This is a genomic window from Planctomycetaceae bacterium (assembly GCA_039680605.1).
Classification (GTDB): Bacteria; Planctomycetota; Phycisphaerae; order SM23-33; family SM23-33; genus JAJFUU01.
Genome location: JBDKTA010000068.1, coordinates 19,976 through 46,062, shown reverse-complemented (window position 1 = coordinate 46,062; position 26,087 = coordinate 19,976). Strand labels below are relative to the sequence as shown.

The 26,087-nt window shown below is 64.2% G+C and carries 22 protein-coding genes, 1 tRNA gene and 1 other RNA gene; 17 read left to right on the top strand and 7 right to left on the bottom strand.

The features are described 5' to 3' along the window. The first annotated feature begins 112 nt into the window (after positions 1-112). Together ABFD92_20340 and ABFD92_20335 are read left to right on the top strand one after the other, a co-directional pair. Positions 113-1,732, top strand: coding sequence for an arylsulfatase (locus ABFD92_20340; protein MEN6506889.1), 1,620 nt, complete (start codon positions 113-115; stop codon positions 1,730-1,732). A gap of 257 nt (positions 1,733-1,989) precedes the next feature. Then, on the top strand, positions 1,990-2,949 hold the full coding sequence (locus tag ABFD92_20335) for a hypothetical protein (GenBank protein MEN6506888.1): 960 nt from the start codon (positions 1,990-1,992) through the stop codon (positions 2,947-2,949). Positions 2,950-3,068: 119 nt separating this feature from the next. Here the strand turns inward: ABFD92_20335 and nadD are convergent, their stop codons facing one another. After that, the gene (nadD, locus tag ABFD92_20330; protein MEN6506887.1) at positions 3,069-3,701 is read right to left on the bottom strand and encodes a nicotinate-nucleotide adenylyltransferase; all 633 of its coding nucleotides are present in this window, start codon (positions 3,699-3,701) and stop codon (positions 3,069-3,071) included. A 305-nt stretch (positions 3,702-4,006) separates the two neighbouring features. Between nadD and ABFD92_20325 the strand changes: the two genes are divergently transcribed. The 3 genes from ABFD92_20325 to ABFD92_20315 all read left to right on the top strand — a co-directional run bounded on the left by ABFD92_20325 (position 4,007) and on the right by ABFD92_20315 (position 8,288). Further along, positions 4,007-5,896 carry a phosphoenolpyruvate carboxykinase (GTP) gene (locus tag ABFD92_20325; GenBank protein MEN6506886.1) on the top strand — a complete coding sequence of 630 codons (1,890 nt, stop codon included), beginning with the start codon at positions 4,007-4,009 and terminating at the stop codon, positions 5,894-5,896. Positions 5,897-6,277: 381 nt separating this feature from the next. Next, the gene (locus tag ABFD92_20320) at positions 6,278-7,567 is read left to right on the top strand and encodes a prepilin-type N-terminal cleavage/methylation domain-containing protein (GenBank protein MEN6506885.1); all 1,290 of its coding nucleotides are present in this window, start codon (positions 6,278-6,280) and stop codon (positions 7,565-7,567) included. A 10-nt stretch (positions 7,568-7,577) separates the two neighbouring features. Further along, positions 7,578-8,288, top strand: a complete 711-nt coding sequence (locus ABFD92_20315) for a HEAT repeat domain-containing protein (protein ID MEN6506884.1) — start codon at positions 7,578-7,580, stop codon at positions 8,286-8,288. A gap of 76 nt (positions 8,289-8,364) precedes the next feature. Here the strand turns inward: ABFD92_20315 and ABFD92_20310 are convergent, their stop codons facing one another. Then, positions 8,365-9,261, bottom strand: coding sequence for a PEP-CTERM sorting domain-containing protein (locus tag ABFD92_20310; protein MEN6506883.1), 897 nt, complete (start codon positions 9,259-9,261; stop codon positions 8,365-8,367). A 419-nt stretch (positions 9,262-9,680) separates the two neighbouring features. Between ABFD92_20310 and ABFD92_20305 the strand changes: the two genes are divergently transcribed. From ABFD92_20305 to ABFD92_20290, 4 genes are all read left to right on the top strand, one after another. Continuing rightward, a tRNA-Leu gene (locus ABFD92_20305) sits at positions 9,681-9,766 on the top strand. Between the two features lie 4 nt (positions 9,767-9,770). After that, positions 9,771-10,028, top strand: coding sequence for a GIY-YIG nuclease family protein (locus ABFD92_20300; protein MEN6506882.1), 258 nt, complete (start codon positions 9,771-9,773; stop codon positions 10,026-10,028). Positions 10,029-10,301: 273 nt separating this feature from the next. After that, positions 10,302-11,126: a M48 family metallopeptidase gene (locus ABFD92_20295; GenBank protein MEN6506881.1), complete on the top strand. Its 825-nt coding sequence runs from the start codon at positions 10,302-10,304 to the stop codon at positions 11,124-11,126. A 166-nt stretch (positions 11,127-11,292) separates the two neighbouring features. Then, positions 11,293-12,090, top strand: coding sequence for a HEAT repeat domain-containing protein (locus ABFD92_20290; GenBank protein MEN6506880.1), 798 nt, complete (start codon positions 11,293-11,295; stop codon positions 12,088-12,090). A gap of 31 nt (positions 12,091-12,121) precedes the next feature. Here ABFD92_20290 and ABFD92_20285 read toward each other — a convergent pair whose 3' ends face one another. From ABFD92_20285 to ABFD92_20270, 4 genes are all read right to left on the bottom strand, one after another. Beyond that, entirely contained in the window at positions 12,122-12,826 is a 705-nt protein-coding gene (locus ABFD92_20285; GenBank protein ID MEN6506879.1) for an ABC transporter ATP-binding protein, read from the bottom strand. A gap of 1 nt (position 12,827) precedes the next feature. After that, a complete protein-coding gene (gene cbiQ, locus ABFD92_20280; GenBank protein ID MEN6506878.1) occupies positions 12,828-13,601 on the bottom strand; it encodes a cobalt ECF transporter T component CbiQ in 774 nt (257 codons plus the stop codon). A 5-nt stretch (positions 13,602-13,606) separates the two neighbouring features. Beyond that, entirely contained in the window at positions 13,607-14,680 is a 1,074-nt protein-coding gene (locus tag ABFD92_20275; protein ID MEN6506877.1) for an energy-coupling factor ABC transporter permease, read from the bottom strand. A gap of 537 nt (positions 14,681-15,217) precedes the next feature. Continuing rightward, positions 15,218-15,496, bottom strand: coding sequence for a hypothetical protein (locus ABFD92_20270; GenBank protein MEN6506876.1), 279 nt, complete (start codon positions 15,494-15,496; stop codon positions 15,218-15,220). A 187-nt stretch (positions 15,497-15,683) separates the two neighbouring features. Here ABFD92_20270 and ABFD92_20265 point away from each other — a divergent pair, with 187 nt between their 5' ends. The 5 genes from ABFD92_20265 to ABFD92_20245 all read left to right on the top strand — a co-directional run bounded on the left by ABFD92_20265 (position 15,684) and on the right by ABFD92_20245 (position 19,460). Beyond that, entirely contained in the window at positions 15,684-16,343 is a 660-nt protein-coding gene (locus ABFD92_20265; GenBank protein ID MEN6506875.1) for a phosphoribosyltransferase, read from the top strand. Between the two features lie 23 nt (positions 16,344-16,366). Then, complete coding sequence (locus ABFD92_20260) at positions 16,367-17,029, top strand: dienelactone hydrolase family protein (protein ID MEN6506874.1); 663 nt, start codon at positions 16,367-16,369, stop codon at positions 17,027-17,029. Positions 17,030-17,055: 26 nt separating this feature from the next. Then, complete coding sequence (locus ABFD92_20255) at positions 17,056-17,460, top strand: pyridoxamine 5'-phosphate oxidase family protein (GenBank protein ID MEN6506873.1); 405 nt, start codon at positions 17,056-17,058, stop codon at positions 17,458-17,460. 47 nt (positions 17,461-17,507) lie between these two features. Further along, positions 17,508-18,797: a glycosyltransferase family 2 protein gene (locus tag ABFD92_20250; protein MEN6506872.1), complete on the top strand. Its 1,290-nt coding sequence runs from the start codon at positions 17,508-17,510 to the stop codon at positions 18,795-18,797. 132 nt (positions 18,798-18,929) lie between these two features. Next, positions 18,930-19,460 carry a hypothetical protein gene (locus ABFD92_20245; protein MEN6506871.1) on the top strand — a complete coding sequence of 177 codons (531 nt, stop codon included), beginning with the start codon at positions 18,930-18,932 and terminating at the stop codon, positions 19,458-19,460. 45 nt (positions 19,461-19,505) lie between these two features. Here ABFD92_20245 and ssrA read toward each other — a convergent pair. Next, positions 19,506-19,858: a transfer-messenger RNA gene (gene ssrA / locus ABFD92_20240) on the bottom strand. A gap of 446 nt (positions 19,859-20,304) precedes the next feature. Between ssrA and cimA the strand changes: the two genes are divergently transcribed. From cimA to ABFD92_20225, 3 genes are read left to right on the top strand one after another with little or no spacing between them, the layout of a single operon-like run. Continuing rightward, positions 20,305-21,900, top strand: a complete 1,596-nt coding sequence (cimA, locus tag ABFD92_20235) for a citramalate synthase (protein ID MEN6506870.1) — start codon at positions 20,305-20,307, stop codon at positions 21,898-21,900. A gap of 17 nt (positions 21,901-21,917) precedes the next feature. Next, positions 21,918-25,010, top strand: coding sequence for a valine--tRNA ligase (locus tag ABFD92_20230; GenBank protein ID MEN6506869.1), 3,093 nt, complete (start codon positions 21,918-21,920; stop codon positions 25,008-25,010). Between the two features lie 59 nt (positions 25,011-25,069). Then, positions 25,070-26,083 carry a peptidylprolyl isomerase gene (locus tag ABFD92_20225; protein ID MEN6506868.1) on the top strand — a complete coding sequence of 338 codons (1,014 nt, stop codon included), beginning with the start codon at positions 25,070-25,072 and terminating at the stop codon, positions 26,081-26,083. Positions 26,084-26,087 lie beyond the last annotated feature (4 nt).

Here is a 26,087-nt window from a genome sequence, read left to right as displayed (position 1 = left end):
TGGGGAACAACTTCCAAAGCGGCAGCTGCTGCTGCCGCACTCCATAGGCTTTCATTGCCCCCATCACCGATGTATGCTGATGACCGCGTGAGCATGTAAAGGAGTCTCCGACATGAGCGGCGCATCGTCTTTATCTCGTCGTGATGTTCTCAAGGCCGCTGCCGTTGGGGCCGGGGCGCTGGTGCTGCCGTCGTGGGCGCGCGGGGGCGGCGGCGACGGTGCCGCGGCCAAACCGAACATCGTCGTGGTGCTTGTTGACGACATGGGCTTCTCCGACATCGGCTGTTACGGCGGCGAGATTCCCACGCCGCACATCGACGCCCTGGCGTCGCGCGGGCTGCGGTTCACCCAGGTGTACAACACGGGTCGATGCTGCCCCACGCGCGCATCGCTGTTGACAGGACTGTACTCGCACCAGGCAGGCGTCGGGCACATGGTCGCCGACGACGGTCAGCCGGGCTATCGCGGGCGGCTGAACAATCGTTGCGTGACGATCGCCGAGGTGCTGCGCGGGGCGGGGTACTTCACGGCGATATCGGGCAAGTGGCACGTGGGGCAGAATCACGGCGTGGTTCCCTGGCAGCGGGGCTTCGACCGCAGCCTCAACGCCCCCGCCGGCGGGTTTTACTACGATAACGACAAGCGCGCCGAGCTCTACCTCAACGGCAGGAAGCTCGACAACCACGGCCCGGAGCTGCCCAGGAGCTGGTACAGCACCGATCTCTGGACCGACTACGGCATCAAGTTCATCGATGAGGGAATCGCGGCGAAGAAACCGTTCTTTCTGTACCTGGCGCACAATGCGCCGCACTTTCCGCTCGAGGCCCCTGCCGACGCGATCGCGCGTTTTCGCGGCAAGTACAAGGACGGCTGGGACGCCCTTCGCATCGAGCGCCACCGGCGGCAGATCGAGATGGGCATCGTCGACAAGGCCTGGGCGATGTCGCCGCGCCCGGACACGGTCAAGGCCTGGGAAAGCCTCGACGCCAGGGAGCGAGATCGCTTCGACCACATCATGGCGATTTATGCGGCTACCGTAGCGCGCATGGACGCGTCAATCGGGCGGCTGGTGGGCTCGCTGGAGAAGCGCGGGGTGCTGGACAACACGCTGATCTTGTTCATGTCCGATAACGGCGGCAACGCCGAGAGCGGGCCCAACGGGATCCTTCAGGGCGACCCGCCGGGCGGACCTCGATCGACCGTATTCCAGGGGCAGTCGTGGGCGACGCTGTCGAACACGCCGCTGCGGCGATACAAGCACTTCAACCACGAGGGCGGGATCGCCACGCCGCTGATTGCGCACTGGCCGGCGGGCATCCGCACGCCCGGCTTGCGGCACCAGGTGGGGCACGTGATCGACATCATGCCCACCTGTGCAGACGTCGGCGGCGCCGCGTACCCCGCGAAGTTCAACGGCCAGGCCATCCTGCCGATGGAAGGGCGCAGCCTTACACCAGCGTTCGACAACAAGCCCGTTCAGCGCGAGGCCCTGTTCTGGGAACACGAAGGCAACGCGGCGGTGCGCACCGGCGACATGAAGCTCGTGCGCCTCGGGCACAAGGGTCCGTGGGAACTGTACGACCTCAAGGCCGACCGCACGGAGTTGCACAACCTGGCGGCGGAGAAGCCCGCTCTCGCCGCGACGCTGGCCGCCCAGTGGGACGCCTGGGCCCGCCGCGCAAACGTCATCCGCAATGAAAAAGCAAAGGGCGCCGGCAAGAAGAACACGTGATGCCTCAGAGGCAATCGCTTTTCGAACCGGAAAGACTTTTCAAACTTCTGCCCATTTCGCGCTTTGACTTGGCATAGAATATTTGTCGGATGGGGGAGGCCGTAATGCCTCCACGCTAAATGGGGAGTTCAGATGGCATCCGGAAGTGCCGGAGAGCCTGATCAGCAGACGGGGCTTGCACCCTTGGGGGGTTCAACCGCGTCAAAAACGTTTTGGACAACGAAGGGAGGAACTGGATCATGTCAAGAAGCAGAATTGTGGGCGCATTGACTCTTGTGGGAATGGTCGCGGGCCTGGCGTTGGCGGGCGGGTGCGGGGTCTGTTTTGGCGACAAGGACTCTAAGAACTGCCCGCCGAAGGAACGATGCCGGTTCGACCTTGTCGGTCCGGCAGGACCGCAAGGACCTGAAGGCCCCCCCGGACCTCCAGGAATGAAGGGCCCGCGTGGCCCGGCAGGCCGCGCTCTGGCGGGCGAGGCCGGACCGCAAGGCCCGCGCGGACCTAAGGGCGCCACTGGCCCGGCCGGTCCCCGAGGCCCCGTCGGCGACTACGTGCGCGGTCCCGCCGGTCCTGCAGGTCCTGCAGGCCCGCAAGGCCCGCAAGGCGCTACCGGATCGCCCGGCGCTGTCGGCGAGAGCGAACCCGGCGTCGCCGGTCCTGCCGGTCCTGAAGGCCCCGCCGGTCGCACGGGCGAAGCGGGCCCCATGGGTCCCAAAGGCCCGACGCTGGTGGGTCCTGCCGGTCCTCGCGGACCTCAAGGCCCCGCCGGTCCTTCCGGCCCCAGTGGTCCTGAAGGCGACAAAGGCCCGACCACTGCCGGCGTAGCCGGTCCTGCTGGACCCGCTGGTCCTGCCGGTGAAGCCGGCGAAGCCGGTCCGGCCGGTTCCGAAGGCCCCGCCGGCGAGATCCGCTGCTGGGCGTCGTACCGCGAGTTCTGGTTCAGCGGAAAGAGCTGCGAGATCATGGACACCCAGCGCGGCATGATCAACGAGATCGCCGAGTACGTCAAACGCAACCCGTCGCTCGTCGTCGGGATCGACGTGCCCGAACGCTCGATCTGCAAAGACCGCAAGCTCGAACGCTGCCGCGCCAACGCGGTGCGGGATGAACTTGTCAGCGCCGGCGTCCCCAGAGACCGCATCAAGATGATCGACTGCGGCGACGCAAAGCTTCGTCGTGAAGGCCGCGTCGAAGTGCTGGTCATGACCAGCCGATAGAACCCCGAGTTGTCCCTGTTGCAGCCCGTGCTGGCGAATCTCCCCTGCGTGCCCGACAAGCACGCGGGGGAGATTCTATTGCGCGATGCCTCCGCCGCGATTTTTCCCCCGCTCGTAACTCAGTGCGCCCGGCGGTAGAGCCCGTGCGCGGCGATATAGTCGCTGACGGCGGGCGGAACCAGCTCGGCAACCGATTGCCCCGCCGACACCCGAGCACGCACCAGCGTCGACGAGACATCCGCCAGCGGCGTGCTCAGAACCCCTTGCCGAAGCCTCGCCACCTGCTCGATCGTAAAACTCCCTGACAGCCGCTGAAAGATCTGCTCCAGCCGCCGGTCCCAAGGGCTGCGCACGGCAGTAACGATCGTCGCCAGGTCCACGACCTCATCGGCGCGATGCCACAGATGAAGGTCGGCCAGCATGTCGGCGCCGATGATCCATACCAGTTCGGGCCCGGGCCCCGCCAGGCGGCGCAGTTCCACAAGCGTGTCGCGGGTGTAGCTGGGCCCGGGGCGATCGAGCTCGATCCGACTGACCGCCAGCAGCGGCTGATCGCCGACGGCCAGTTCGAGCATGGCCAGGCGGTCCTCCTTGCCCGCGACGGTTCCGCCGCTCTTGTGCGGCGGCGCTGCTGCCGGGACAAACGTCACGCGGTCGACGGAGAGTCGCTGAGCCACCGCCCGCGCAATCGAAAGGTGCCCGTTATGCACCGGGTCGAAGGTGCCGCCCATGTAGGCCAGACGCTCAGGCATAAAGACAAATCCAAAACCCGAATATCGAAATCCGAAACAAGGAACTGACAACAGGAAACAATAAAGCAAACAAAGAAGCAAGGCGCCTGTCGTGAAGTTTCCGCCTTGTTGTTTGCCCCTTGCGTTGTTTGCTGTTTGTTTCGAATTTCGTATTTCGAGTTTCGCATTTTCTTTTCCCCCACCTATGGCTTGACGAACAGGCTTTTCTTGCGTATAAAGCCCTGCCCGCCGCACGGCGACGCGTGGCCGCCGCTGGGCCTGGGCAAATGTCGACACGGAAGGCTCCTTACCACGAACGGAAGACCATGGACACCAAACACAAAGACATCCTGCAATCAAAACTCGATGCCGTCAGCATGGCCAACCTTGAGAAGCTTGCCAACGACAAGCTCAACGCCTTCGTGGCCGACGCCGTCTCGCTTTGCCAACCCGACGCCGTCAAGGTTCTCTGCGACGATCCGGCCGATATGGCGTGGGTCCGCCGCCAGGCCCTGGCCCAGCGCGAAGAGACCGCCCTCAAGACCCCCGGTCACAGCGTACACTTCGACGGTTTCCAGAGCGCCATGGTCAACGACCAGGGCCGCGACACTGAAGTGACCAAGTACCTCGTGCCCAAGGGCATGACGCTGGGCAAGCGTCTCCGCTCGATCGACCGCGACGAAGGACTGACCGAAATCCGCGGGTACTTCACGGGCTCGATGAAAGGCCGCACCATGTTCGTGCGGTTCTACAGCCTCGGTCCGCTGAACTCGGCGTTCAGCACCCAGTGCGCCCAGATCACGGATTCGGCGTACGTCGTGCATAGCGAAGACCTGCTGTACCGCCCCGGTTATGAGCAGTTCAAGAAGCTCGCCGGCAGCGGCGATTTCTTCCGCTTCCTGCACGCCACCGGGGCCGTCGACGAGCGCCTCACCAGCAGCGACGTCGAGCACAAGCGCATCTATATCGACATCACGCAGGACATGGTGCTCTCGGTCAACACGCAGTACGCCGGCAATACCGTCGGGCTTAAGAAACTCGCCCTGCGCCTGGCGATTCAGAAGGCCGACCGCGAAGGTTGGCTGGCCGAGCACATGTTCATCATGGGCGTTCACGGACCGGGCGGGCGGGTGACGTACTTCACCGGCGCCTTCCCCAGCGCCTGCGGCAAGACCTCCACCGCCATGCTCGGCGGCGAGACCATCCTCGGCGACGACCTGGCGTACCTGCGGATCATCGACGGGCAGGCGCGCTGCGTGAACACCGAGGCCGGCATCTTCGGCATCATCCGCGACGTCAATCCCAAAGACGACCCGGCGATCTACGATCTGTTGACCAAGCCCGGCGAAGTCATCTTCTCCAACGTGCTGGTCAACGACTCCAACCCCTACTGGCTGGGCATGGGGCGCGAGCTGCCCGCACAAGGCGAGAACTTCGCCGGCGCGTGGACCCAGGGCATGAAGGACCCAACCGGCGTGGAGATTCCCGCGGCCCACCCCAATGCGCGATACACCGTGCGTCTGACGGACCTGGCCAATCTCGACCCCAAGTGGAACGACCCCGCGGGCGTCGTCATCGGCGGCATCATGTACGGCGGACGCGACAGCGACACCTCCGTCCCGGTGCAGGAGAGCTTCAACTGGACGCACGGCATCGTGACGATGGGCGCATCGCTCGAGTCGGAAACGACGGCCGCCACCGTCGGCAAGACCGGCGTGCGCACCTTCGATCTGATGAGCATCATGCAGTTCGTGGCCATCCCGATCGGGCGGTATATCGCCAACAACCTGAACTTCGGCGACAAGCTCGCCGCCAACGCGCCGCGAATTTACGGCACCAACTACTACCTCAAGAACGCCGGCGGCGAGTATCTCAATACGCGGCTGGACAAGATGGTCTGGGTCAAGTGGATGGAGCTTCGCTCGCACAACGAGGTGCAGGCCATCGAGGCCCCCACCGGGCGTCTCCCGCTGTACCAGGACCTCGCCCCGCTGTTCAAGAAACTGCTCGACAAAGATTACACGCAGCAGGACTACGTCGAGCAGTTCACAATCCGCATTCCCGAGAACCTCGCCAAGATCGATCGCATCGAGGCCATCTACCGCAACGAGCCCGAGATCCCGCCGGCCGTCCTCCAGGAACTCGCTGCCCAACGCAAGAGGCTCGAAACACTCCAGGCCGCCAAGGGCGACTATGTCAGCCCCTTGAACCTCTAGGGCGGATATTTCATCGCGGAGATCGCAGAGGCCGCAGAGGTGTTTTGAGCAAAGAAACTTACAGAAAGCCATTCGCTTCTCTGTGTACTCTGCGATCTCTGCGGTTCATGCAGTTTTCGGGCTAGCGTGAATGATCAACCGCATCGCGGGGGCAGTGCCGCAACCAATTTCGGATTTCGGACAATTCTCATGCGCGGAAGGTACTGCAAGGAAGGCATCGCGTCGCCATGTCACCCATTCCGAAAAAATATGCCAAAAACAAGAAAAGGAAGCTCCTGACTGCGGGCGGCGACGGTTTATAATAAGTGATAGCTTGAGGGTGCATGGATGATCACGGCAGCGCCCTCGGTCGATCGCCTTGCCGGATGGAAGGAGCGGGCAGTGAAGCTGTCAAAGGCCTGCGGTTTCACTCTCTCGGAATTGCTCGTTGTAGTCGCAGTCATCGCCGTTCTGGTGACGCTGCTACTGCCGTCGGTTCAGAGCTTCACGTCGCGGATGAACCGCCTGACGTGCCTGAATAACCTCGGGCGCATCGGACAGGCGTACCACATGTTCCGGGGCGACTACACCGGCGCCATGCCCGTAGGCGTATGGCAGGACCGTCTTGCAAAGTACACCGACACGCCGATCATCTTCCGCTGTCCCGAGGGCGGCGACTTCGACCAGGCCTTGTGGAAGAGCGACTTCCTCAACCAACCCGCCACGCCCGAGCCGCCCAAGCCCGAGATGCCCATGCCCTTCTACGTCGTCGATGACGGATGGCATGCCATGCCCAATACCACGCCGGGGCGATATCACGGCGACTACAATCGCTTCGCCGGAGTCGAGTTCAAGTTCGAGACCGTTACCGGCGGAACGAACGTCACGATCACCCTGAGCCCGCGCGGACACTCCACGCCGCCCCACTACGGCAGCTGGAGCACGTTCTACTGGTTCATCGACGGCGTGGAACAGCCTCGCCCGCCGCGGTTCGTGCCGACGACCTATTTCATCGCCGGGCGCCTACGCGGCCTGCACACTGACGGCGGACCCTGGACCGGCGCCGGTGGCGGAGCCGTTCACGAACTGCGGTACTGGACGTCGTACGACGGCAACATGTGGCGGCACAACGACCGGCTTCTTTACCCCGTCGCCGGCGACCGCCACAGCGAGCGGTTCGACTGGCAACTGCACCCGTGGTACTACACTGACGCCATGAGCGCCTTCTACCTCGGCTCGGCCCCGGAGGCCTATCCTGCCAGTTCACCCGGTGGACAGCTCGACAACAGCTATTACCACTTCGGCGTCAACTATCCGTGGTACACCGCCCACAAGTGGCCGGAGTTTCCTGCGCCCGCCGACGGCGGTGGCGGCGCCGCCGAACCCCCCGCCTCCACCGAGCCTGTCGAGTTCAGCTACGGTATGAACAGCCGCATGAAACTCTCCGTGTTCTCCACCCGACCCGACGGCATCTGCGCGCTGGACTACAAGAGCCTCGTCGCCAACAACGACGACCCCGACGACCCCAAGGCCGCACTGGAAATCTTCGGCGACGCGGCCACCGGTCTGGGCGCGCGGCACGCCACGGGCGACCTTCTCCAGGCCAACGTGCTCTATATCGACGGACGCGTTATGTCGCGAACGGCCGTCGAGATCGACCCCGACACGCGCCCGGATCTGTGGGGCAACTGAGGATGCTGCAATGATGTCCCGGCGCCTGAAAATCCTGCTGGCGGGCCTGGCCCTGGTGGTGGTGATCGGCGCCGCCGTGGGCTACGCACACCGCCGCAACGAGGCCTCGCTGGCCGAGGCGCTGATGTCCGGCAACCTTGCCGCCGCTGACACGCTGGCGGCCATGCAGACCAACCGCAGCGGCGAACTGCTCGCCCAGGCCGCACGCTCCCCCGCGCCGCAAATCTCCGCCGCCGCCGTGATGGCGCTGGCCAAAGTGAAAGACTGGCCGCGCCGTGACGAGGTGATCGTCGAAGCGGGCAAGTCGCCCCAGCACCAGATCCGCCAGGCGGCGGCCGTCGCCATCCGGCAGATCACGCCCCCCCGCCCGATCCGCCAGCTCGAGGACCCGAAGTACTGCCCGCAACTGCGGGGGCTGCTCAAGGACCCGCACGAGCAGGTTCGCGCCTCGGCCGCCAATTCGCTGGGCTCGCTCAACGCGTTCTACTCGATCCCGGACCTGATCGAGGCGCTCAAAACCGAACAGTCTCCCCTGGCCCGCCGCGCGATCCAGCGGGCGCTGACTGCAATCACGCGCTACCCCTTCGAGTTCTCGACGGACAACAAGGCCCTGTCGCAGGAGCTGAACAATTACCTGATCGAGTGGGACTACTCCCGCAAGATGCGCCAGTGGCACGTCGAAGGGCAAAAAGGCCCCCCGCCCCCCATGCCCCCGCTGTAGCTCTCAAAGATTTTGCCTGCGCGTACAGCGGGCGGCCCGAAGACCGCCCGCTGAGATTAACGCCTACCTCTCCGTATCAAGCTTTGCGGCGACGGATCAAAGCCGCCAGCCCACCCATAGCCATCAGGCTCATGGTCGCCGGTTCTGGGACAGTGTCCCAGCCGGTCATCAGGAAGGCCATGTCGTCAATGGCCGGACGCGCCACGTCGCTGTCCCAGGTCATCTCGACGATGTTGTTGCCTGCCGTACCGGCAAAATGAACAAACACATCCTCGCCCGCGGTCTGCGTGATCGTGCGGACATCGCCAAGGCTGCCATCGGCGTACTTTACCCACACGTTAACGTTTTGCGTGGCTGACAGAAGCACAAAACTCAGTTCCACCACGCCGGCGCCAAAACTGAGCGTTTCCTTGCTGTTGTCGCCGCTCCAGTAGTTCGTTTCCGGCGTCATGCAGGCCCCAGAGGCAGAGGAAGTGGCACCGCCGTTGACCGATGGGTTCAGGACGCTCGGCCCCGAGACTCCCACATAGGAGGCGCCCAGCGTCCAGGCCTCGAGGCAGCGGGCAACCCCGATCTGCAGAGTCTTGTCCTGGCTGACGCCGTACAGGGCCTTGAGCGGTTCGTCCATGTAATTGCTGTTGTTCAGTCCAGCTCCGCCGGTAAAGTTGTACCCGCGCCCGCTGCCGGCCGTACCGTAGCCGATGACTTTGGGGCCCGAGTCGTTCATGTAGCCCATCGGGTCGTCGAAGGTAATCACGCCGCCAAGGCCGTTATTGAAGGCCGTGGCCACGTCCTGCTTGAACTGGGCCAGCGTCTTGACATTGCCCGCGGCTTCGAGGTCAATGGCGTTGGCCTGTGTTCCCTGCTCATCCAGCACCCCGGTGGTGTGGAAATCCGTGATCATCAGGTAGGCTCCGCCCTGAGCGCCGCCTACTACCGTCAACATGACGGCCACTGCGATAAGTCCGCGCATACGCATCATCCGGCTCCTTTCGATTGGACCATGAAAACAGGCCTGGGATCAGTACAAGTGGAACTTTTCCCGAAACAGATATGCCCGCCTCCGTCTCTGCTTCCCAACCGCCTCTGATTCGCCGGCGGCTTCTCCTGGGACACTCAACGGGGCAATTGCTCAGGAATACGACTCAAAGCATGCTACCACGCATTCGAGATATGTCAATTCAAAACACTCCTCCCATGCGATATTATGGGCGTTGTTGCCGAAGGCCGCATTTACTCCAATCAGACAAATGCGTTCTCTGCTGGTGGCTTGGCAGATTTTCCCCGATTCCTGTAGACTCCAATGGACGGATAGGCGACAATGCGGGCCGACGTGAAAACCCTTGCAAATAAGGCGAAAACGCTATACTTGTAGGGGTTGAAACGCAAAGCGCCGAGGTGGCGGAACTGGCAGACGCGCGGGATTCAAAATCCCGAGGGGCTTACGCCCCGTGTGGGTTCGACTCCCACCCCCGGCAGTGGGTGAAGCAGGTCTGGACAACATATGTCTTGAGAAGCATCAAGAACGGACAGCTCTATATCGGGCTAACGGATAATCTTGAGCGCAGGCTTCTTCAGCACAATAGAGGCTACAATTTATCCACAAGAGGCAGAGGGCCGTTTGTCGTGATCCACAGCGAGGTCTTCCCAAGCCGGATCCAAGCACGGCAACGAGAGCGGGAGCTGAAGACTGGTTCTGGCCGAGAATGGATTCGAAACAATTACCCATCCTGTGAATGATGCGCGGGCAGGCCCGCCACGGCGGGCAGGTTCAAAATCTCGAGGGGCTTACGCCCCGTGTGGGCCTGCCTGCCGGCAGGCAGGTTCGACTCCCACCCCCGGCAGTGGATGCCCATGTCTGGAAGACGTACCGTAGCAGGATCGCGGCGATCTAAGAGACACGCAACAGGCTCTTCCTCGAAAGTCGCAAACCTGCAATCCGGCTCGCCCCCGCTTGACGGCCGCTTGGGGGGCGCGGTAGGCTGGGCCCGGTCAAATACAAGGAGAGTCACCATGCGGACGAGTCTCGTTCTGAATGTTGCGGTCGTGGCGATGGTGCTGTCGGCAGCGGCGGGCTGCAGTGTCAACCCCGTCACGGGCAAGCCCGAGCTGAGCCTCATCTCCGAGCAGCAGGAAGTGGCGATGGGCATCGAGTCGGCGCCGCAGTTCGAGAAGGAGTTCGGCGGCAAGGTGCCTGACGCAGCCCTTCAGAACTACGTGCAGACGCTGGGCAAGAAAGTGGCGGCCGTCAGCGATCGGCCGGAGCTGCCCTGGGAGTTCCAGCTCGTCGCCACCAAGACGCCCAATGCCTTTGCGCTTCCGGGCGGCAAGGTCTTCGTGACGGCCGGCCTCTTCGGCAGCTTGACCAACGAGCGGCAGCTCGTGGCCGTGCTCGGGCACGAGATCGGGCACATCTGCGCGCGGCACAACATCCAGGGCATGCAGCGGCAGATGGGCGCCGGACTCCTGGTGGAACTGGCCGGACAACTCGCCGGCGACAAAGCCGACATCGCCAAGGCCGCCACCTCCGTCGTCGGTAACATGGCCGTGCTCAAGTACAGCCGCAAGGACGAATACCAGGCCGACGATCTGGGCATCGCCTATATGGAGCGGGCAGGGTTCAACCCCTGGGGCATGGTCGAGACGCTGCAGTTCCTGATGTCGCTGGGCGAAAAGGACGAGAGCAAGTTCGCCGAAATGTTCCAGACCCACCCGCTGACCAGCGAACGCGTCAAGAAAGCACAGGCGGCCGTCACCAGCCGCCACGCCGGCTACGCCCCCTCCCAGGGCGACCCGCGAGCCAAGGCCTTCATGGACATGCGCACCCGCCTGCGCTGAGGCCGCCCCGCCTGGCTGGAACAGGAACCGGGAGCCGGGAATTGGGAACCGGGCATTCGGAATATGCAACTCGCACCGAAAGTCGGAATAGTCAGCGATTAGGCGCTTTTGAGGTGCTTTTCCGGTGCATTTTCAGGAACGCCACACTACACTGAGTGAATCGAATATGGCACGCACCTTCATGCTGGCAATAGCAGTCATGTCTGCGACCGTATGGACATCGGTTTTAGCCGGAGGCGATTCGTCCAAGGAGATAGAAGCCAAGGCTGCCCTGCTTAAAGCGGACGATTGGGAGACCCGCAAGGGCGCCGTCGAAGACCTCGCTGCCATTGGTGGAGAGGAATCCGGCAAGGTGCTCTTGAGTGTGCTACAGGACGCTTTCGAAGAGGAATGGGTCCGTGAAGCAGCCGCGGCGGGCCTGGCCAAGAACATGGACAAGAGGGCGATCGCCCCGCTGATTGAAATACTCAAGACCAGGAGAGCAGGCCTGCTCGTCGCGGCCGCGAAAGCCTTGGCCGAACTGGGCGACGATCAGGCTGTACAGCCTATCGTCGAGGCCATACCTCGCGCGAGCGAAGCAGAGATGCTTCAGGCGGTCCTGAGTTTTGGGGACAAGAGCGTCGATCCCCTTCTGGCCGTCCTCCAGAACAGGTCCAACGCCAACCTCTATCATCCGTGGGCCATTGCGGGACTCGGACGAACCGGAAGTCCGAGGGCCGTTCTGCCTGTTGCCGGTTTCCTGAAGCATCCCCGGGCGGATATTCGCGCTAAAGCCGCCGTTGCTCTGCTCGAGCTACATGACGACCGGGCGGTGAGGCTTTCATTCCATCATTCCATCATTCCATTAATGCTACCGGTACAACACCTGACCTTCGATACCACTGTCAATAGTAATGCATTGTACTTCCCCAGAATTCGCTGTGAAAAGTACAACAAAGTGCAAGGAAGTACAATTGTGGTATAACGCGTACCGGTACCGGCGAACATAGCGGCCGCTATGCCAGACCGTGCCGCACGAGCAGGGCGTGGTCGTCCAGGATAGCGGATGTCGGGCCGGCGGCGACGGTGCGGCCGTCGTCGATCAGGATGACGCGCGAGCACAGGCGGCGGACCATGGCCAGGTCGTGCGTGGCCAGGAGCATGGCCTCGCTGCGGGCGGATAGCAGGTCGGCCAGGTGGCGCAGTGATCGGGCGTCGAGGCTGCTGCCGGGCTCGTCGAGCAGCAAGAGCTTGACCTGCATCGACAGGATAGTCGCCAGGGCGGCGCGGCGCTTCTGGCCGCCGCTGAGGTGGTGGCCACTGCGGCCTTCCAGGCCCGGCAGGCCCACCGCGGCGATGGCGGCCAGCGCTTGCTCGCGTGCGGCGGCCGGGTCCAGCCCCTGGTTGAGCGGACCAAAGGCCACGTCGTCCAGCAGCGTGGGCATGAAGAGCTGGTCGTCCGGGTCCTGGAACGTCATGCCGCAGCGGCTGCGAACCTGCGCCTCGGTGCGTGACTTGAGTTCAATGCCGTCGACGACGATGCGGCCGCCAAAGGGCAGAGCCCCGACGGTCGCCAGCAGCAGCGAGGTCTTGCCCGCGCCGTTGGGGCCGATCAGCGCCACCTTCTCCCCCGCCGCCAGCGAGAGGCTCAGACCCTTCAGTGCGGCGGTGCCGTCGTGGTAGCTCACGTGCAGGTCGCGGATGTCCAGCAGTTCGCTCATCTCAAAGAACCTTCGCGTAAATCAGGCGGCAGAAGACCAGGTACGCCCCCACCGCCGCCAGTGCGGCCGCGTCGGTCCAGGTGAAGCGCAGCGTCGCCAGGCTGCGCGACGAGCCGTCGAACAACCGCGCCCGCATCGCCAGGTCCACGCGCTGCGAGCGGTCGATCGTCCGCACCAGCAGCGATCCGGCCATGCTGCCGGCGGCCGCCAACTTGCGCCCCAGCGGCGCCGCCTGCCCCGCCCGCAGGTCGCGGCAGCGGCGAAGGCGCATCGCCTGGTCGATCAGCACGAACAGGTAGCGGTACACCAGGCCCAGTTGCATCACCAGCAGGCGCGGCATGGCCAGGCGGCGCATCGCCTGAAGCAACTGCGAAAATGGCGTCGTACCCGTTAACGCCGTCAGCGCCAGCAGGGCCAGGACGAACTTTGCGGCGATGTTGATCGCCGTGATCTGCCCGCCGCTGAGGGTGAAATGCCACGGACCCAGCCCAAGCCGAAATAGCTGCGGGTTCATAAACGCGCTGACCAGGCAGGCGACGGCGATCATCGGGCTCAGCACGGCCACCCGCCGCAGGGCGAACCACAGCGGCACCTGCCCCAGCCAGAGCATCCCCAGCGGCAGGACGCACATCGGCGCCAGCGCCCACAACGCGTGGCGGTCGTAACTGACGAGCACGGCCGCATACGCCAGAACGGCTAGCAGCTTCGTGCGGGCGTCGAGGGCGTGGACGACGCTGGCACCCTGGGCGAACCGGTCTATGTGGCTGTGATGCACGCCGGTCAGACCGCGTCGCCCAGTGGCGCGGCGCCGCGGCGAGCGCCGCGCCCCCGCGGCCGCTTGAGGACGATCGAGACACCCAGCAGCAGGGCCAGTGTGGCGATGGTGCCGATGATCCCGGCGACGCTGCCGCGGGCGTCGACTTTTGGATAGACCTCTTCTTCAGCCGCTCCGGCGGCGCCGCCCAGGGAGTAGTCCGGCATCGGGGCGATCTTCTCGTGCCAGGCCTGCACGCTCTGGACGAGCGGGTCGGTCGTGGCCTGAGCGGCAGGAGAATGCTGGCTTTGCAGGGCCGCTTCAAGACCGTCATCATGCGGCGAGGCGAACCAACTCACCACGCCGGCCAGGAACAACGCCGTGATGATGATCGAGGCGGCAACTGCCTTGATGTTTAGCGCCGCGCAGGGCAGCGCCCCCTCGGGGCAAGCCTGCCCAAGCACCGCCGGGCGTACTCGCTGCAGGTATGCCAGCACGGTAAACGTGATCAGACCCTCCACCAGGGCAATGAGCAAGTGCAGGCCGATCATGACGGCAGTGAACCGCCCCAGGGGAATCTGCAGCACGCCGGAGGCATAGACCTCCAGGGGGACCAAGGCCGCGCCAGCGGTTACGCCGGCCAGGCACGCCGCCCAGGTGGCCAGGTATCGCCGCCAGGGTCTGGCGTTTGCGCCTGCGCCGACGTGGCGGTAGATCCAGGCCCCCAGCAGGCATGGCACGACGCCCATGTTGATGATGTTGCACCCCAACGCCAGCAGCCCGCCGTCCTGGAACAGCAGCGACTGCACGATCAGCACCGCGGCCATCACGATGACCGCCGCCCAGGGCCCCAGCACGATCGCCAGCAGCACGCCGCCGGCGAGGTGCCCGCTGACGCCGGGCAGGATGGGAAAGTTGATCATCTGGGCGGCAAAGACAAACGCCCCCATGACGCCCATGACGGGCATTTTCTCTGCCGCCAGCGAGCGTCCTTTGCGACTGGCAAGAGCCAACGCCGCCCCCGCCAGCAGCAGCGTAACGAAGGCGACTTCCTTACTCAACAGACCATCGGCCATGTGCATCGCCAGGGGCAGGCTCATCACAAGGGGCTCCGTTCAGGGAAGCGGGCCGCATGGGTCCCGCAGACATGATAATAGTATTACGCCGAATCGTAATACGGGTCAACAGGGAAAAATTATTCCAGGGGGCATGGTCGGCATGCCCGCCTGCAGGCTTCAGGCTTTCTGAACAACATGGCGCTCATGGCGCCGGGGGGATTCCTCTTCCTCTTCCTCCGGATCAAAGAGTGGCAGACCCGCTTGGGCCCGTGCCATGTAGCGGTACACCTTTTCCTCTTTTGTCCCTTCGGAATCGTCAAAGAGATCCCGTACTCCTGAAACCCGACTTGGACGAAATCCGCGCATAAACGGCCTCCGTCGAACGCAACAAACTGTTCTTCGCTTGATTGAGTTGTAACCGGTACTGCTTAACGACGGGAACCTGTCAGCGTCGCTCCATCACCGACCGGCAGTTCCTCTCTTAGCAACTATATTCTGCACTCTGTCGCCTTTCCGGACAATACAAAAAATGGAGAATTTTTTTTCGCGACCGCCCGGACCGCAGGCCGCGTCGGGCGACTACGACGGCCGGGGGCGCAGCGCCAGCGGCAGCATCTGCACCTGGTGGGCGATATCCAGGAACTCCTGGGGCTCCAGGTCCTCGAGTTGTTTGCCCCGGTCGCCGAGCTTCTCGTTGAACTTGATGCACTTCTCCTGCATCGTCTGGTGCGTCTCATCGGACCCGCCGACCAACTCAAAATTCTCGCCGCGCGTGACGCGGACGTGGCCGTCGTCGTTGTCCAGTCCGACGCCGACGATCTTGGCTTTCTTCTTTCGCTTTCCTGCAGGAGTGACCATCACCGCATTGTACAAGACGCCGCACGCGGCGAACAAGACCTCAACCCGCGGCTGCCGGTCAGGGGGTCGGGGGACAATCCCATGAAACAGTCCTTTTGTGACTGGAATTACTTTATCGTTGAGCCCCATTCGCCGCCATCGAGAAGACTACAATCCTGATGGAACGTTTGCTGTCGGGGAGAAGACAATGGTATACCGGGACCGGACCGACGCCGGAAGGAAGCTCGCTCAGGCCCTCAGCGATTACAGAGGCAAAGACGCGCTGGTGCTGGCGTTGCCGCGCGGCGGCGTCGTCGTCGGATACGAGGTCGCGCGCGAACTCGATGCCGAACTGGACGTGCTGATCGTTCGCAAACTCGGCGCCCCGTATAATCCTGAGTTCGGCATAGGGGCCATCGCCTCCGGGGGGGCGCGATATCTCGACTCCAAAGCCATCGCCGCCCTGCACGTGCCGGCGGCTTACATCGAACGCGTCGAGCAGCAGGAGCGCGCCGAACTCGAGCGTCGCAGCCGCATGTACCGCGGCGACCGACCTGGGCCCCAGATCGAGGGTCGCGTGGTCATTCTGGTCGATGACGGCATGGCCACCGGCGGAACGGCGCGGGTCGCCGTGCGGGCGATGCGGCAGGCGAACCCGGGGCGGCTGGTGCTGGCGGTGCCGGTGGCTCCGCCGGGCACAGTGGCGGTCTTGGCCGAGGACGTCGACGAGATCGTCTGCCCGCAGACGCCGCTGGGGTTCAGCGCCATCGGGCAGTGGTACCAGTCGTTCGAGCAGTCCAGCGATGACGAAGTCATCGAACTGCTCCGGCGACATGCTCAGCAGCGACAACACGCCGCTCAACAGTAGTTCGACGAAGGGGGAATCGCACTATGGCCCAGACCACCCGTTCCGACCCGACAGCCGTTTCCATACCCGCCGCGGGTGTCCGCCTTGAAGCCAACCTCATCCTTCCGCCGCACGCCCTGGGCGTGGTGGCTTTCGCCCATGGCAGCGGCAGCAGCCGCCACAGTCCGCGCAACGTCTACGTGGCCGAACAGATTCAGCAGTCGCGCGTGGGCACGCTGCTGATGGACCTCCTGACGCCCTCCGAGGACGTCGAAGACCAGCGCGGCGGCGCCCTGCGGTTTGACATCTCGCTGCTGACGGGGCGCCTGATCGCGGCCATCGACTGGCTGGGCGCCCAGGTCCGCACGCGCGACTTGCCGATCGGGCTCTTCGGCGCCAGCACCGGCGCCGCCGCGGCCTTGGCGGCGGCGGCTGAAAGACCCGCCGTGCGCGCCGTCGTCTCGCGCGGCGGCAGACCGGATCTCGCCGGTGACTTTCTGCCCAAGGTGCAGGCGCCCACGCTCCTGATCGTCGGCGGCAACGACTTGACCGTCCTCGAGCTCAACCGCCACGCCCTGCACCTGCTCCGGAGCAAAAAGAAACTCATCACCATACCCGCAGCCACGCATCTGTTCGAGGAACCCGGTTCCCTCGAACAGGTCGCACGCTACGCCGGGCAATGGTTCGCCACTTACCTCAGGCCCTGACCGCTCGGGCCGATCGGGGGGAGTCCATGAACCAGCAACTGTTCGAACAGGCGCGCGAACTGGCCGCGAAGACCGATTTCGTCATCGTCGCCACCGCCTCGGACCTGGGGCAGCCGCATATCGCCTCCGCCGGCGGCGCCACCTTCCGCGACGGCGGAACCATCGACATCATTGAATGGTTCTGTCCGGGAACGGTTCAGAACCTGACGGTGAACAAACGCCTGGCCGCCGTGGTGTGGGACCGGGCCGCCGACGTCGGGTTCCAGTTGCTCGGCGAGGTTGAAGGCATTGAGGCCTATGACGTGATGGACGGCTACGACCCTGCCGCCGAGCCCGTGCCGGCCATGCCGCAGGTGCAGCGACGCGTGGTCGTTCGGGTGACCCAGGTGCTTCGCTTCGCACACGGGCCCCACAGCGATTTGACGGAATAGACCGGCCTCTGCCGCCAATACGAACACGCCGGAGGGGGATGAACTCGATGATGGTTTTGCTGATCGTTCTGGCCGGCGTTGTCACACTGATCTGGATCGTCCGCAACATCGCCGTCGTGCCGCTATGGCGGCGGATCTTCCGCCTCACGCCGCAGTGGCAGAACCAGCCGCTGACCGAGACGCCGCGGGTCTCGATCGTGGTGGCCGCCAAGGACGAAGAGCACACCATCGCCGACTGCGTTCGCTCGATTTTGACGCAGGATTACCCCAACCTCGAAATGATCGTCGTCGACGACCGCAGCGCCGACCGCACGCGGGAGATTCTCCAGCGCCTGGCAGGCGACGACGCGCGGCTTAAGGTCATCCACGTCGAGACCCTGCCCGACGGGTGGGCCGGCAAAAACCACGCGATGCAGCGCGGTATCGCCGCATCGAGCGGCGACTGGATTCTGATGACCGACGCCGACTGCCGACTGCGATGCCCCACCGCCCTGACGCTGGCGGTGGCCCACGCCCAGCAGGACCGCAGCGACCTGCTGACCCTCATGCCAGACCTGGAGATGCTCACGTTCTGGGAGCGGCTGATCCAGCCGATCTGCGCAGCCCTGCTGATGTTCCACTTCCCCCCGCATCGGGCCAACAATCCCAACACGGACGTGGTGGCCGCCCACGGGGCGTTCATGCTCATCCGCCGCAGCGCGTATGAAGCCATCGGCACGCACGAGGCGTTCAAGGCCAGCCTCATCGACGACATGGACATCGCCCGGCGCGTCAAAAGCAGCGGCCTGCGACTGACCGTGACGCCGTCGCAGGGCCTGGTCGGCGTGCGGATGTACTCGACGCTGGAGCAGATCCTCCGCGGGTGGAACCGGATCTTCTTCGGCGTCTTTGACGGTCCGGCGCACCTGGCCGCCGCGCTGGCCCTGCTGGTGGGCGTGGGGTTGACCTGCTATGTGTTAGCCGCGGCAGGCCTGGGCGCCTGGGCCATCTGGCCCGACGCCGGCCAGGCCTGGTACGCCCTGGCGACGATCGCCGCCGCCGGTTCGCTGGCCGAAGCAATCATGGTCTGCCGCTTCTATTCCATGGGCGGCTGGCCGTGGTATTACGGGCTGCTCTATCCGCTCAGTTGCATGATCGTCGCGAGCATGCTCGTGCGGGCGATGTTCATGCACCGCAAAGGCGCCAAGCTCCTCTGGCGCGACACGGCGTACGCCCCAGCTGCCGCCCCGCAAATCGTAACGGCGGAAATATCCCGCTCGCCCAAGCCGTGGCGCAGCTCTGCTCCTGCGACGCGCAAGAGCGTGAGCAGCGACGTGTCGCGCGCCGCTCGCAAGTAGCAATGCCGCTCCCGTAGCATGGCGAGACGTCCACGCCGCACAGAAGGCCCTGACAGCAGAATTGACTTGGCTTCCGAGGCGGTTTAACATTTCTGGAAGTCAAAGCTTATCTCTTCTTCTCTGGGAACTGCCATGGACGCCTTAGACAAATTGGCCGCTGCCGTTCCGGCGCCGGCCCCGAAGGTTCATCAATTTTCCGTGGCATTTGCAGTGCATAAAGATCCGCGGGCCGGGGGCAATCTTCGCTGCGTCGGGAAGCTCGCGATTCATCCCGACAAGATCGTGATCGAAGGCAAGACCATGAACTATGGCGTCATGTTTGGCGTCATCGGGGCCCTGATCGGAGCGGCAACCGCCAAGACGAAGATTTTCACGCTGCCGGTGAAAGGCCGCCGGTTGCGAGTCGAGGAGTCCGGCAACCTGTACTCGATCGCTCTTTCCAGCGGCCAGTGGCTTTTTTTTCGCCCGTTGCAGGCCCCCGACCCCGCGCCGATGCACCGCCACCTGATGCAGCGCTTCGGGGCGTCTGTAGAGAAAGACCAGTTTGGCTCGGCGTTTCACGGCAACAAGGGATTGTTCCTCTTCATGGCCATCGCCTTGGGTCTGATCATCATCGGGATCATTATCCTTCTGCTGTTTGGGCCTAAGTCGCCAGCCACATGAGAGGATGCGACAGCAAAAAAAAGGCCCGCGTTGAGCGGGCCTTTTCAATGGAGGCGGCGGGGATCGAACCCGCGTCCCGTGACGGCTTGATGGCGGCCTCTACGTGCGTAGTCGGTTATTTAATGTCGCTGCCGGGGCCCGAATCGACACGGTCATCCGACAGCCAGCCTGGCCTTATGTCCCTCGCGAGTAACCAGACCACTCTCGTTTGGTAAGCCCGCTAGTTTTCACCCTGAGCCCCTCGCGGGCGCGAGACCCAGAGCGGACAGCTTAATTAAGCTGCCATTGCCAGTTGAGGCTTGGCAAATAAAATAGTCCCAGGTGTTTTACGAGGCCTCCTGAGAACCTCGGCACGCCACCGACACCCAGACTCGTCCGGTCGAATCCAATTCGCCCCCGGAACTTCCGGATGCACAACGTCATTATACCATACATCGGACAAATACTGCAACATGATGACCGGCACAGCCGCCAAGGGAACGGCATCGCCCTGGAGCGACGAGACGACCCGGCATGGCAAGTACGACCGCGCTGGTGTGGGACTGAGGCCCTGAGGCGGGAGCTTTCCCTTTCTTCGTTGACGAACGGGCCCCTTGGAACGATAATCTTCAAACCATCGTGCGCGTTCTTCGATGGCAATGAGGTCCCGATGCGGATGTTCGCCCACAACCCGGCCGGAGTTGTCTTGCCTGCCCGCGCTGGGGTCGGCGTCCGCGCGGATATTATCGTGGTACGCGCCTGGCCCTAGGGCACGCCGGAAGTGGCAGCGCGTGCAGGCCCTGGGGCTGAGGCTTCGGGGCCTTTTGCTTTTTCCGACACTGACGACCAATACATGGACACACCCATGAGCAACGAACAACCCAGAATCCAGATATACGACACCACCCTCCGCGACGGATCGCAAGCCGAAGGCGTCAGCCTCTCCCTCGAAGACAAGGTGCTCATCGCACGCGCCCTGGACGAGCTGGGCGTGGACTACATCGAGGGCGGATACCCGCTGAGCAACCCCAAGGACGAAGCCTTCTTCTCGGCCGTCAAGGAACGCACCATCGCCAGCGCGAAAATCGCCGCCTTTGGAATGACCCGCCGCAAGGGCGTCGCCGCGGCTGACGACGTGGGCATGAAAGCCCTGCTGGCCAGCGGCGCCCCCGTCATCACGATCGTCGGCAAGTGCTGGGACCTGCACGCCCGCGACGTGCTGGACGTCAGCGAGCAGGAAAACAAGGCGATGATCGCCGACTCGGTGGCCTGCTGCGTCGCGGCAGGGCGCGAGGTCATCTTCGACGCCGAACACTTCTTCGACGGATGGCGGGCCAACCGCGCCTTTGCCCTGGGCGCCCTGCAGGCCGCCGCCGAAGCCGGCGCCGCCTGCCTGGCCCTGTGCGACACCAACGGCGGCTCCCGACCCGACCACGTGCAGCAGATCGTCTCGGAAGTCTGCGCCGCCCTGCCCAACGTCCGCGTGGGAATTCACTGCCATAACGACTCGGGACTGGCCGTGGCCAATTCGCTGGCGGCCGTCGCGGGCGGGGCCACCCACGTCCAGGGCACCATCAACGGCATCGGCGAGCGGTGCGGCAACGCCGACCTCATCGCCGTCATCGCCGCGCTGACGCTCAAGTACGGCCGCCGCTGCCTGGGCGAAGACCGCCTCGTGCGCCTGACGGAAGTCAGCCGCTACGTCTACGAAGTGACGAATCTGAACTTCCGCCCGGACCAGCCTTATGTCGGCTCGGCGGCATTCGCCCACAAGGCGGGCATGCACGTGCATGCGGTGCGTCGCAACCCGGTGACGTACGAGCACGTCGACCCGGCCGTCGTCGGAAACACGCGACGCATCCTCGTCAGCGAGCTCTCGGGCACCAGCAACATCGCCGCGCTGACCGACGCGCGGTTCGGGATCGCCTCCGACCGCCAGGCGCAGAAGAAGGTCCTCGACGCCCTGATGCAGATGGAAAGCCAGGGCTATCAGTTCGAGGCCGCCGAGGCCAGCTACGACGTGCTCGTGCGAAAGACCCTCGCCGGCAAGTGGTATCGCCAGTTCTGGGAACTGGACCACTTCCGCTGCATCATCCAGAAGCACAACGCCGGCAAGGCGGTCACTGAAGCCACCGTCAAGCTGACGATCGACGGCCAGGCGCACCATGAAGTCTGTGAAGGCGGCGGGCCGGTCGATTCGCTCTACGGCGCGCTGCGCGCCGCGCTGCGGCGTCGCCACCCCGGCGTCGACGACCTGCACCTGGTCGACTACAAAGTGCGCGTGGTGAACACCGCCGCCGAGACGGCCGCCAAGGTGCGCGTCGTGATCGACTGGCACGACGAGCACGGCAAAGGCTACTTCGGCTCCGTCGGCGTCAGTGAGAATATCATTGAAGCCTCGTGGCTGGCGCTGGTCGACGCCGTCGAGTACAAGCTGCTGCACGAGATGGAAGTCGGATAACGAATCACGAGGTCGCGATGCCCGCTGAACTTGCCAAGATCTTCGAGCCCAAAGCCGTCGAGTCGGAAGTGTACAGCCGCTGGATGAAACAGCGGGCGTTCGCCGCCGACCCGGAGGCCGCCGGCGAGTCGTACTGCATCGTCATCCCCCCGCCCAACGTCACCGCCGCCCTGCACCTGGGCCACGCGTTGAACAACACGCTGCAGGACGTGCTGATCCGCTTTCGCCGGATGCAGCAGTACAACACGCTGTGGATGCCCGGGACCGACCACGCGGGCATCGCTACGCAGACGGTCGTCGAGAAGCGGATCCTGGCCGAGGAGGGCAAACGCCGCACCGACTTCGCCCGCGAAGACTTCATCGCCCGCGTGCAGGCCTGGAAAGACGAGTACGAGAAACGCATCATCAACCAGCTCGAGCTGATGGGCTGCTCGTGCGACTGGGACCGCACCCGATTCACCATGGACGAAGTCTGCGCCCGCGCCGTCCGCGAGACGTTCTTCCGCCTCTTCGCCGACGGCCTCATCTACCGCGGCAAACGCCTGGTGAACTGGGACGTGGCCACCCAGACCGTCCTGGCCGACGACGAAGTCGAGCACGAGACCGTGCAAGGCAACTTCTACTACCTGCGATATCCCCTCGTCGACGGCGGCAAGGTGGAAACACTAACGGTTGCCACGACGCGGCCGGAGACGATGCTGGGGGATACGGCCATTGCCATGAACCCGCGCGACCCGCGGGCGGCGGCGCTGGTGGGCAAGATGGTTCGCCTGCCGATCGTCGGGCGGCTGATCCCGATCATCGCCGACGAGCACGTCGTGCTGCCCAACCCCGAAAGCGAAGACGAGAAGGCCCGCTTCTCGACGGGCTTCCTTAAAGTCACGCCCGCGCACGATCCGGACGACTACGCCATTCGCGAGCGCCGCAATGCGGCCTGCCCCGAGTCCCCCATCGACATCATCAACGTGCTGGCGCCTGACGGCACGATCAGCGACAAGCACGGCTGGACGGATTGGGACGCTGTCAAGAATCCCGACGTGGAGAACATCGTCGGCATGGACCGCTTCGAGGCCCGCGAGGCCGTCGTCGAGTTCTTCCGCCGCGAAAAGCTGCTCGAAGACGTGCGGCCGTACACGCACGAAGTCGGGCACAGCTACCGCAGCCACGTGCCCATCGAGCCGTATCTGAGCGATCAGTGGTATGTGGCCGTGAAGAAGCCGATCTCAAATCTGAAATCTCAAATTGCAGATGTGAAGAAGGAACTGACCGAAGATCGCGACGGCGTCACGTACCTCAAAGACACCGACGTGCCGGTTAACTCATTGGCCGGCCTGGCGCTGGCCCCGCTGATGGACGGCCGCGTGAAGTTCACGCCCGATCGCTACGCGACCAACTACCGCACGTGGCTGGAGAACCTGCGAGACTGGCCAATCTCCCGCCAGCTCTGGTGGGGGCACCAGATCCCCGTCTGGTCGCGCGATGTGGAATTGCCTGCGGAAGTGAAACCCGAGAAGGTCTGGCATGAACCGATTCCCGGCAAGGGCGGACACGAAGACGATGCGCAAATGGTTGCGGCACTCGACCGCGCCGTCAACGGAGACTTTGACGTCGACTTCAGGCGATTCAACGTCCGGTACATCCTGCACTGCGAAGAACAACCGGATAATGACGGGGGGATGCGCACGTGGATTTGCCTGGATCACGATCATCCGGACGCGGTCGCATGGCTCGAACGATGCGGTTGGAAGCGAGATGGCGACGTGCTGGACACATGGTTCTCGTCCGCCCTGTGGCCGTTCAGCACGCTGGGCTGGCCCGAGCAAACGGATGCTTTGAAGAAGTACTATCCTGGCGACGTGCTTTGCACGGCGCGCGAGATCATCACGCTCTGGGTCAGCCGCATGGTCATGATGGGGCAGTACTGTGCGGGCGATATCCCCTTCACCGACGTGTTCATCCACGCGATGATCCAGGACGGCGAAGGGCGAAAGATGTCCAAGAGCCTGGGCAACGGGATCGATCCGCTGGACATCATCGACAGCCACGGGGCGGATGCGATGCGGTTCACGCTGGTGAGCATGACCACGCAGACTCAGGACGTGCGCATGCCTGTGCAGAAGATGAAGCTGCCCGACGGCCGCGAGGTCAACTCCTCGCCCAAGTTCGACGTCGGCCGCAACTTCTGCAACAAGCTCTGGAACGCAGCGCGGTTTGCGATGATGAACATCGCCGGCGCCCCGGCCTGGAGCCAGATCCGCCCGACGGCGGACTTGTCCGACGCGTGGATCCTCAGCCGCCTCAACGCGACGATCGCGCAGGCGACCGCCTCGATCGAGGCGTTCCGATTTAACGAAGTCGCCGACACGCTCTACCACTTTATGTGGGATGAGTTCTGCGACTGGTACCTCGAGATCGCCAAGAACCGCATCAACGCCGGCCAGCAGGATCCCAAGGCCGTCGTCGCCCACTGCCTCGACGTGCTGCTGCGGCTGATGCACCCGATCATCCCGTTCATCACCGAGGCGATCTGGCAGAATCTTAACGACGTCTGCCCCGTCCGCGGACCCGGCGCCGCCGAGGCCGAACCGCTGCTGGTGCGGGCGCAGTGGCCGATGGCTGACAGCGCCGCGATCAACGAGAACGCTCAGCAGAATTTCGAGATGCTGCAGGAGATCATCCGCCAGGTCCGCAACGTCCGCACGCAGCATAACGTCCCGCCCTCGCGACGCATCGACGTGGCGATCGAGGCCGACGGGCACGTGAAAGAGCTGCTCACGCAAAATGCCGACCTGCTGCGATTCCTCGCCCAGGTCGAGACCGTCGCGTTCAGACAAGGCAACGAGCCCGCCCCGGTCAATGCTGCCGCCGTCGTCGCCGCCGGGGCCAAGCTCTACGTGCTGGACGTGGTGGACGCAACCGCCGAGACGGCGCGGCTGACCAAGCAGGCCCAGACGCTGGAGAAAGGCATCGCCGGGATCCAGGCCAAGCTGGGCAATGAGAAGTTCCTCGCCAATGCCCGAGCGGACATCGTGGCCAAAGAGCGTCAGCGCCTCGATCAGCTCCAGGCCGATCTGGCCCACGTGCAAGCGTCGCTCAAAGCGCTGGGATAGCTCCGGGTGGTTGACCTGCGCGGGGCGCGGCGGTACCCTCTTGTCACGAGGTGCAAACCATGACGATTCGGACGATGTTCTGCGTGATCGCTCTGGCGGCGGCTGTGGGGTGCGACGGCATGCACATGCCGGGCATGACGCGGGACCCTTCGCCGCCGGCGGCGCCGGTGGTTCAGCCGGCCCCAGCAGCGGCGCCCGTCGCACCGGCCAGGCCTCTTGACGCACCGGTCATGGCCAACGTCAACGGCAGGCCGATCTACATGCGGCAGCTTCACGACGTGCTGGTACAGGTCTATGGAATGCGCTTCGCCCAGCAACTGGTCATCAACGAGCTCGTGCGCCAGGCGGCCGCAGACAAGGGCGTGGCGATTACCGAGCAGGACGTGGCCGACGAGACGGAGCGGGCGGTGCAGGAGGCGTTTCCCAGCGTCAGCGACCCGCAGCAGCGCAGCCGCCTGCTGGACGAGATGCTCGTCAAGCGTCAACTGCCCCGCCAGCAGTGGGACATGGCCATGCAGCGCAACGCCATGCTTCGCAAGATGACGCCGCTGGACATCGCCATCACCGAGTCAGACCTGCGGGCGGCGTACGACCGCAAATACACGCGCCAGGTGGTCATCCGCCACATCCAGGTGGCCACGCTCGACGATGCCCAGAAGGTGCTGACGACGGTCACCAGCGGGCAGGACTTCGCCCAGACCGCCGCGCGATTCTCCACCAACGAGTCGCGCAGCAACGGCGGGCTGCTGCCGCCTTTCGGCAAGAGCAGCGGCGACATTCCCGCGGCGCTGCGCGAGGTGGCCCTGTCGCTCAGGAAGGTCGGCGAGATCTCCAACCCCATCCAGGTCGGCGCCGCGTTCCATATCATTCGCCTCGAAAAGATCATCGAGCCGCCGGCGGCGAAGTTCGAGACTGTCAAGAACGCCCTGACGCTGGACCTGAGGCAGGAGAAGATCCGCGCCACGCAGCAGGCGCTGCTGGCCGAGATCATCCGCCGCGCCAACGTCGAGCGCAAGATCGAGTTCGTCGACCCGATCCTCAAGGCCCGCACCATCGAGGAGAGCGGGCAGTGAGCTA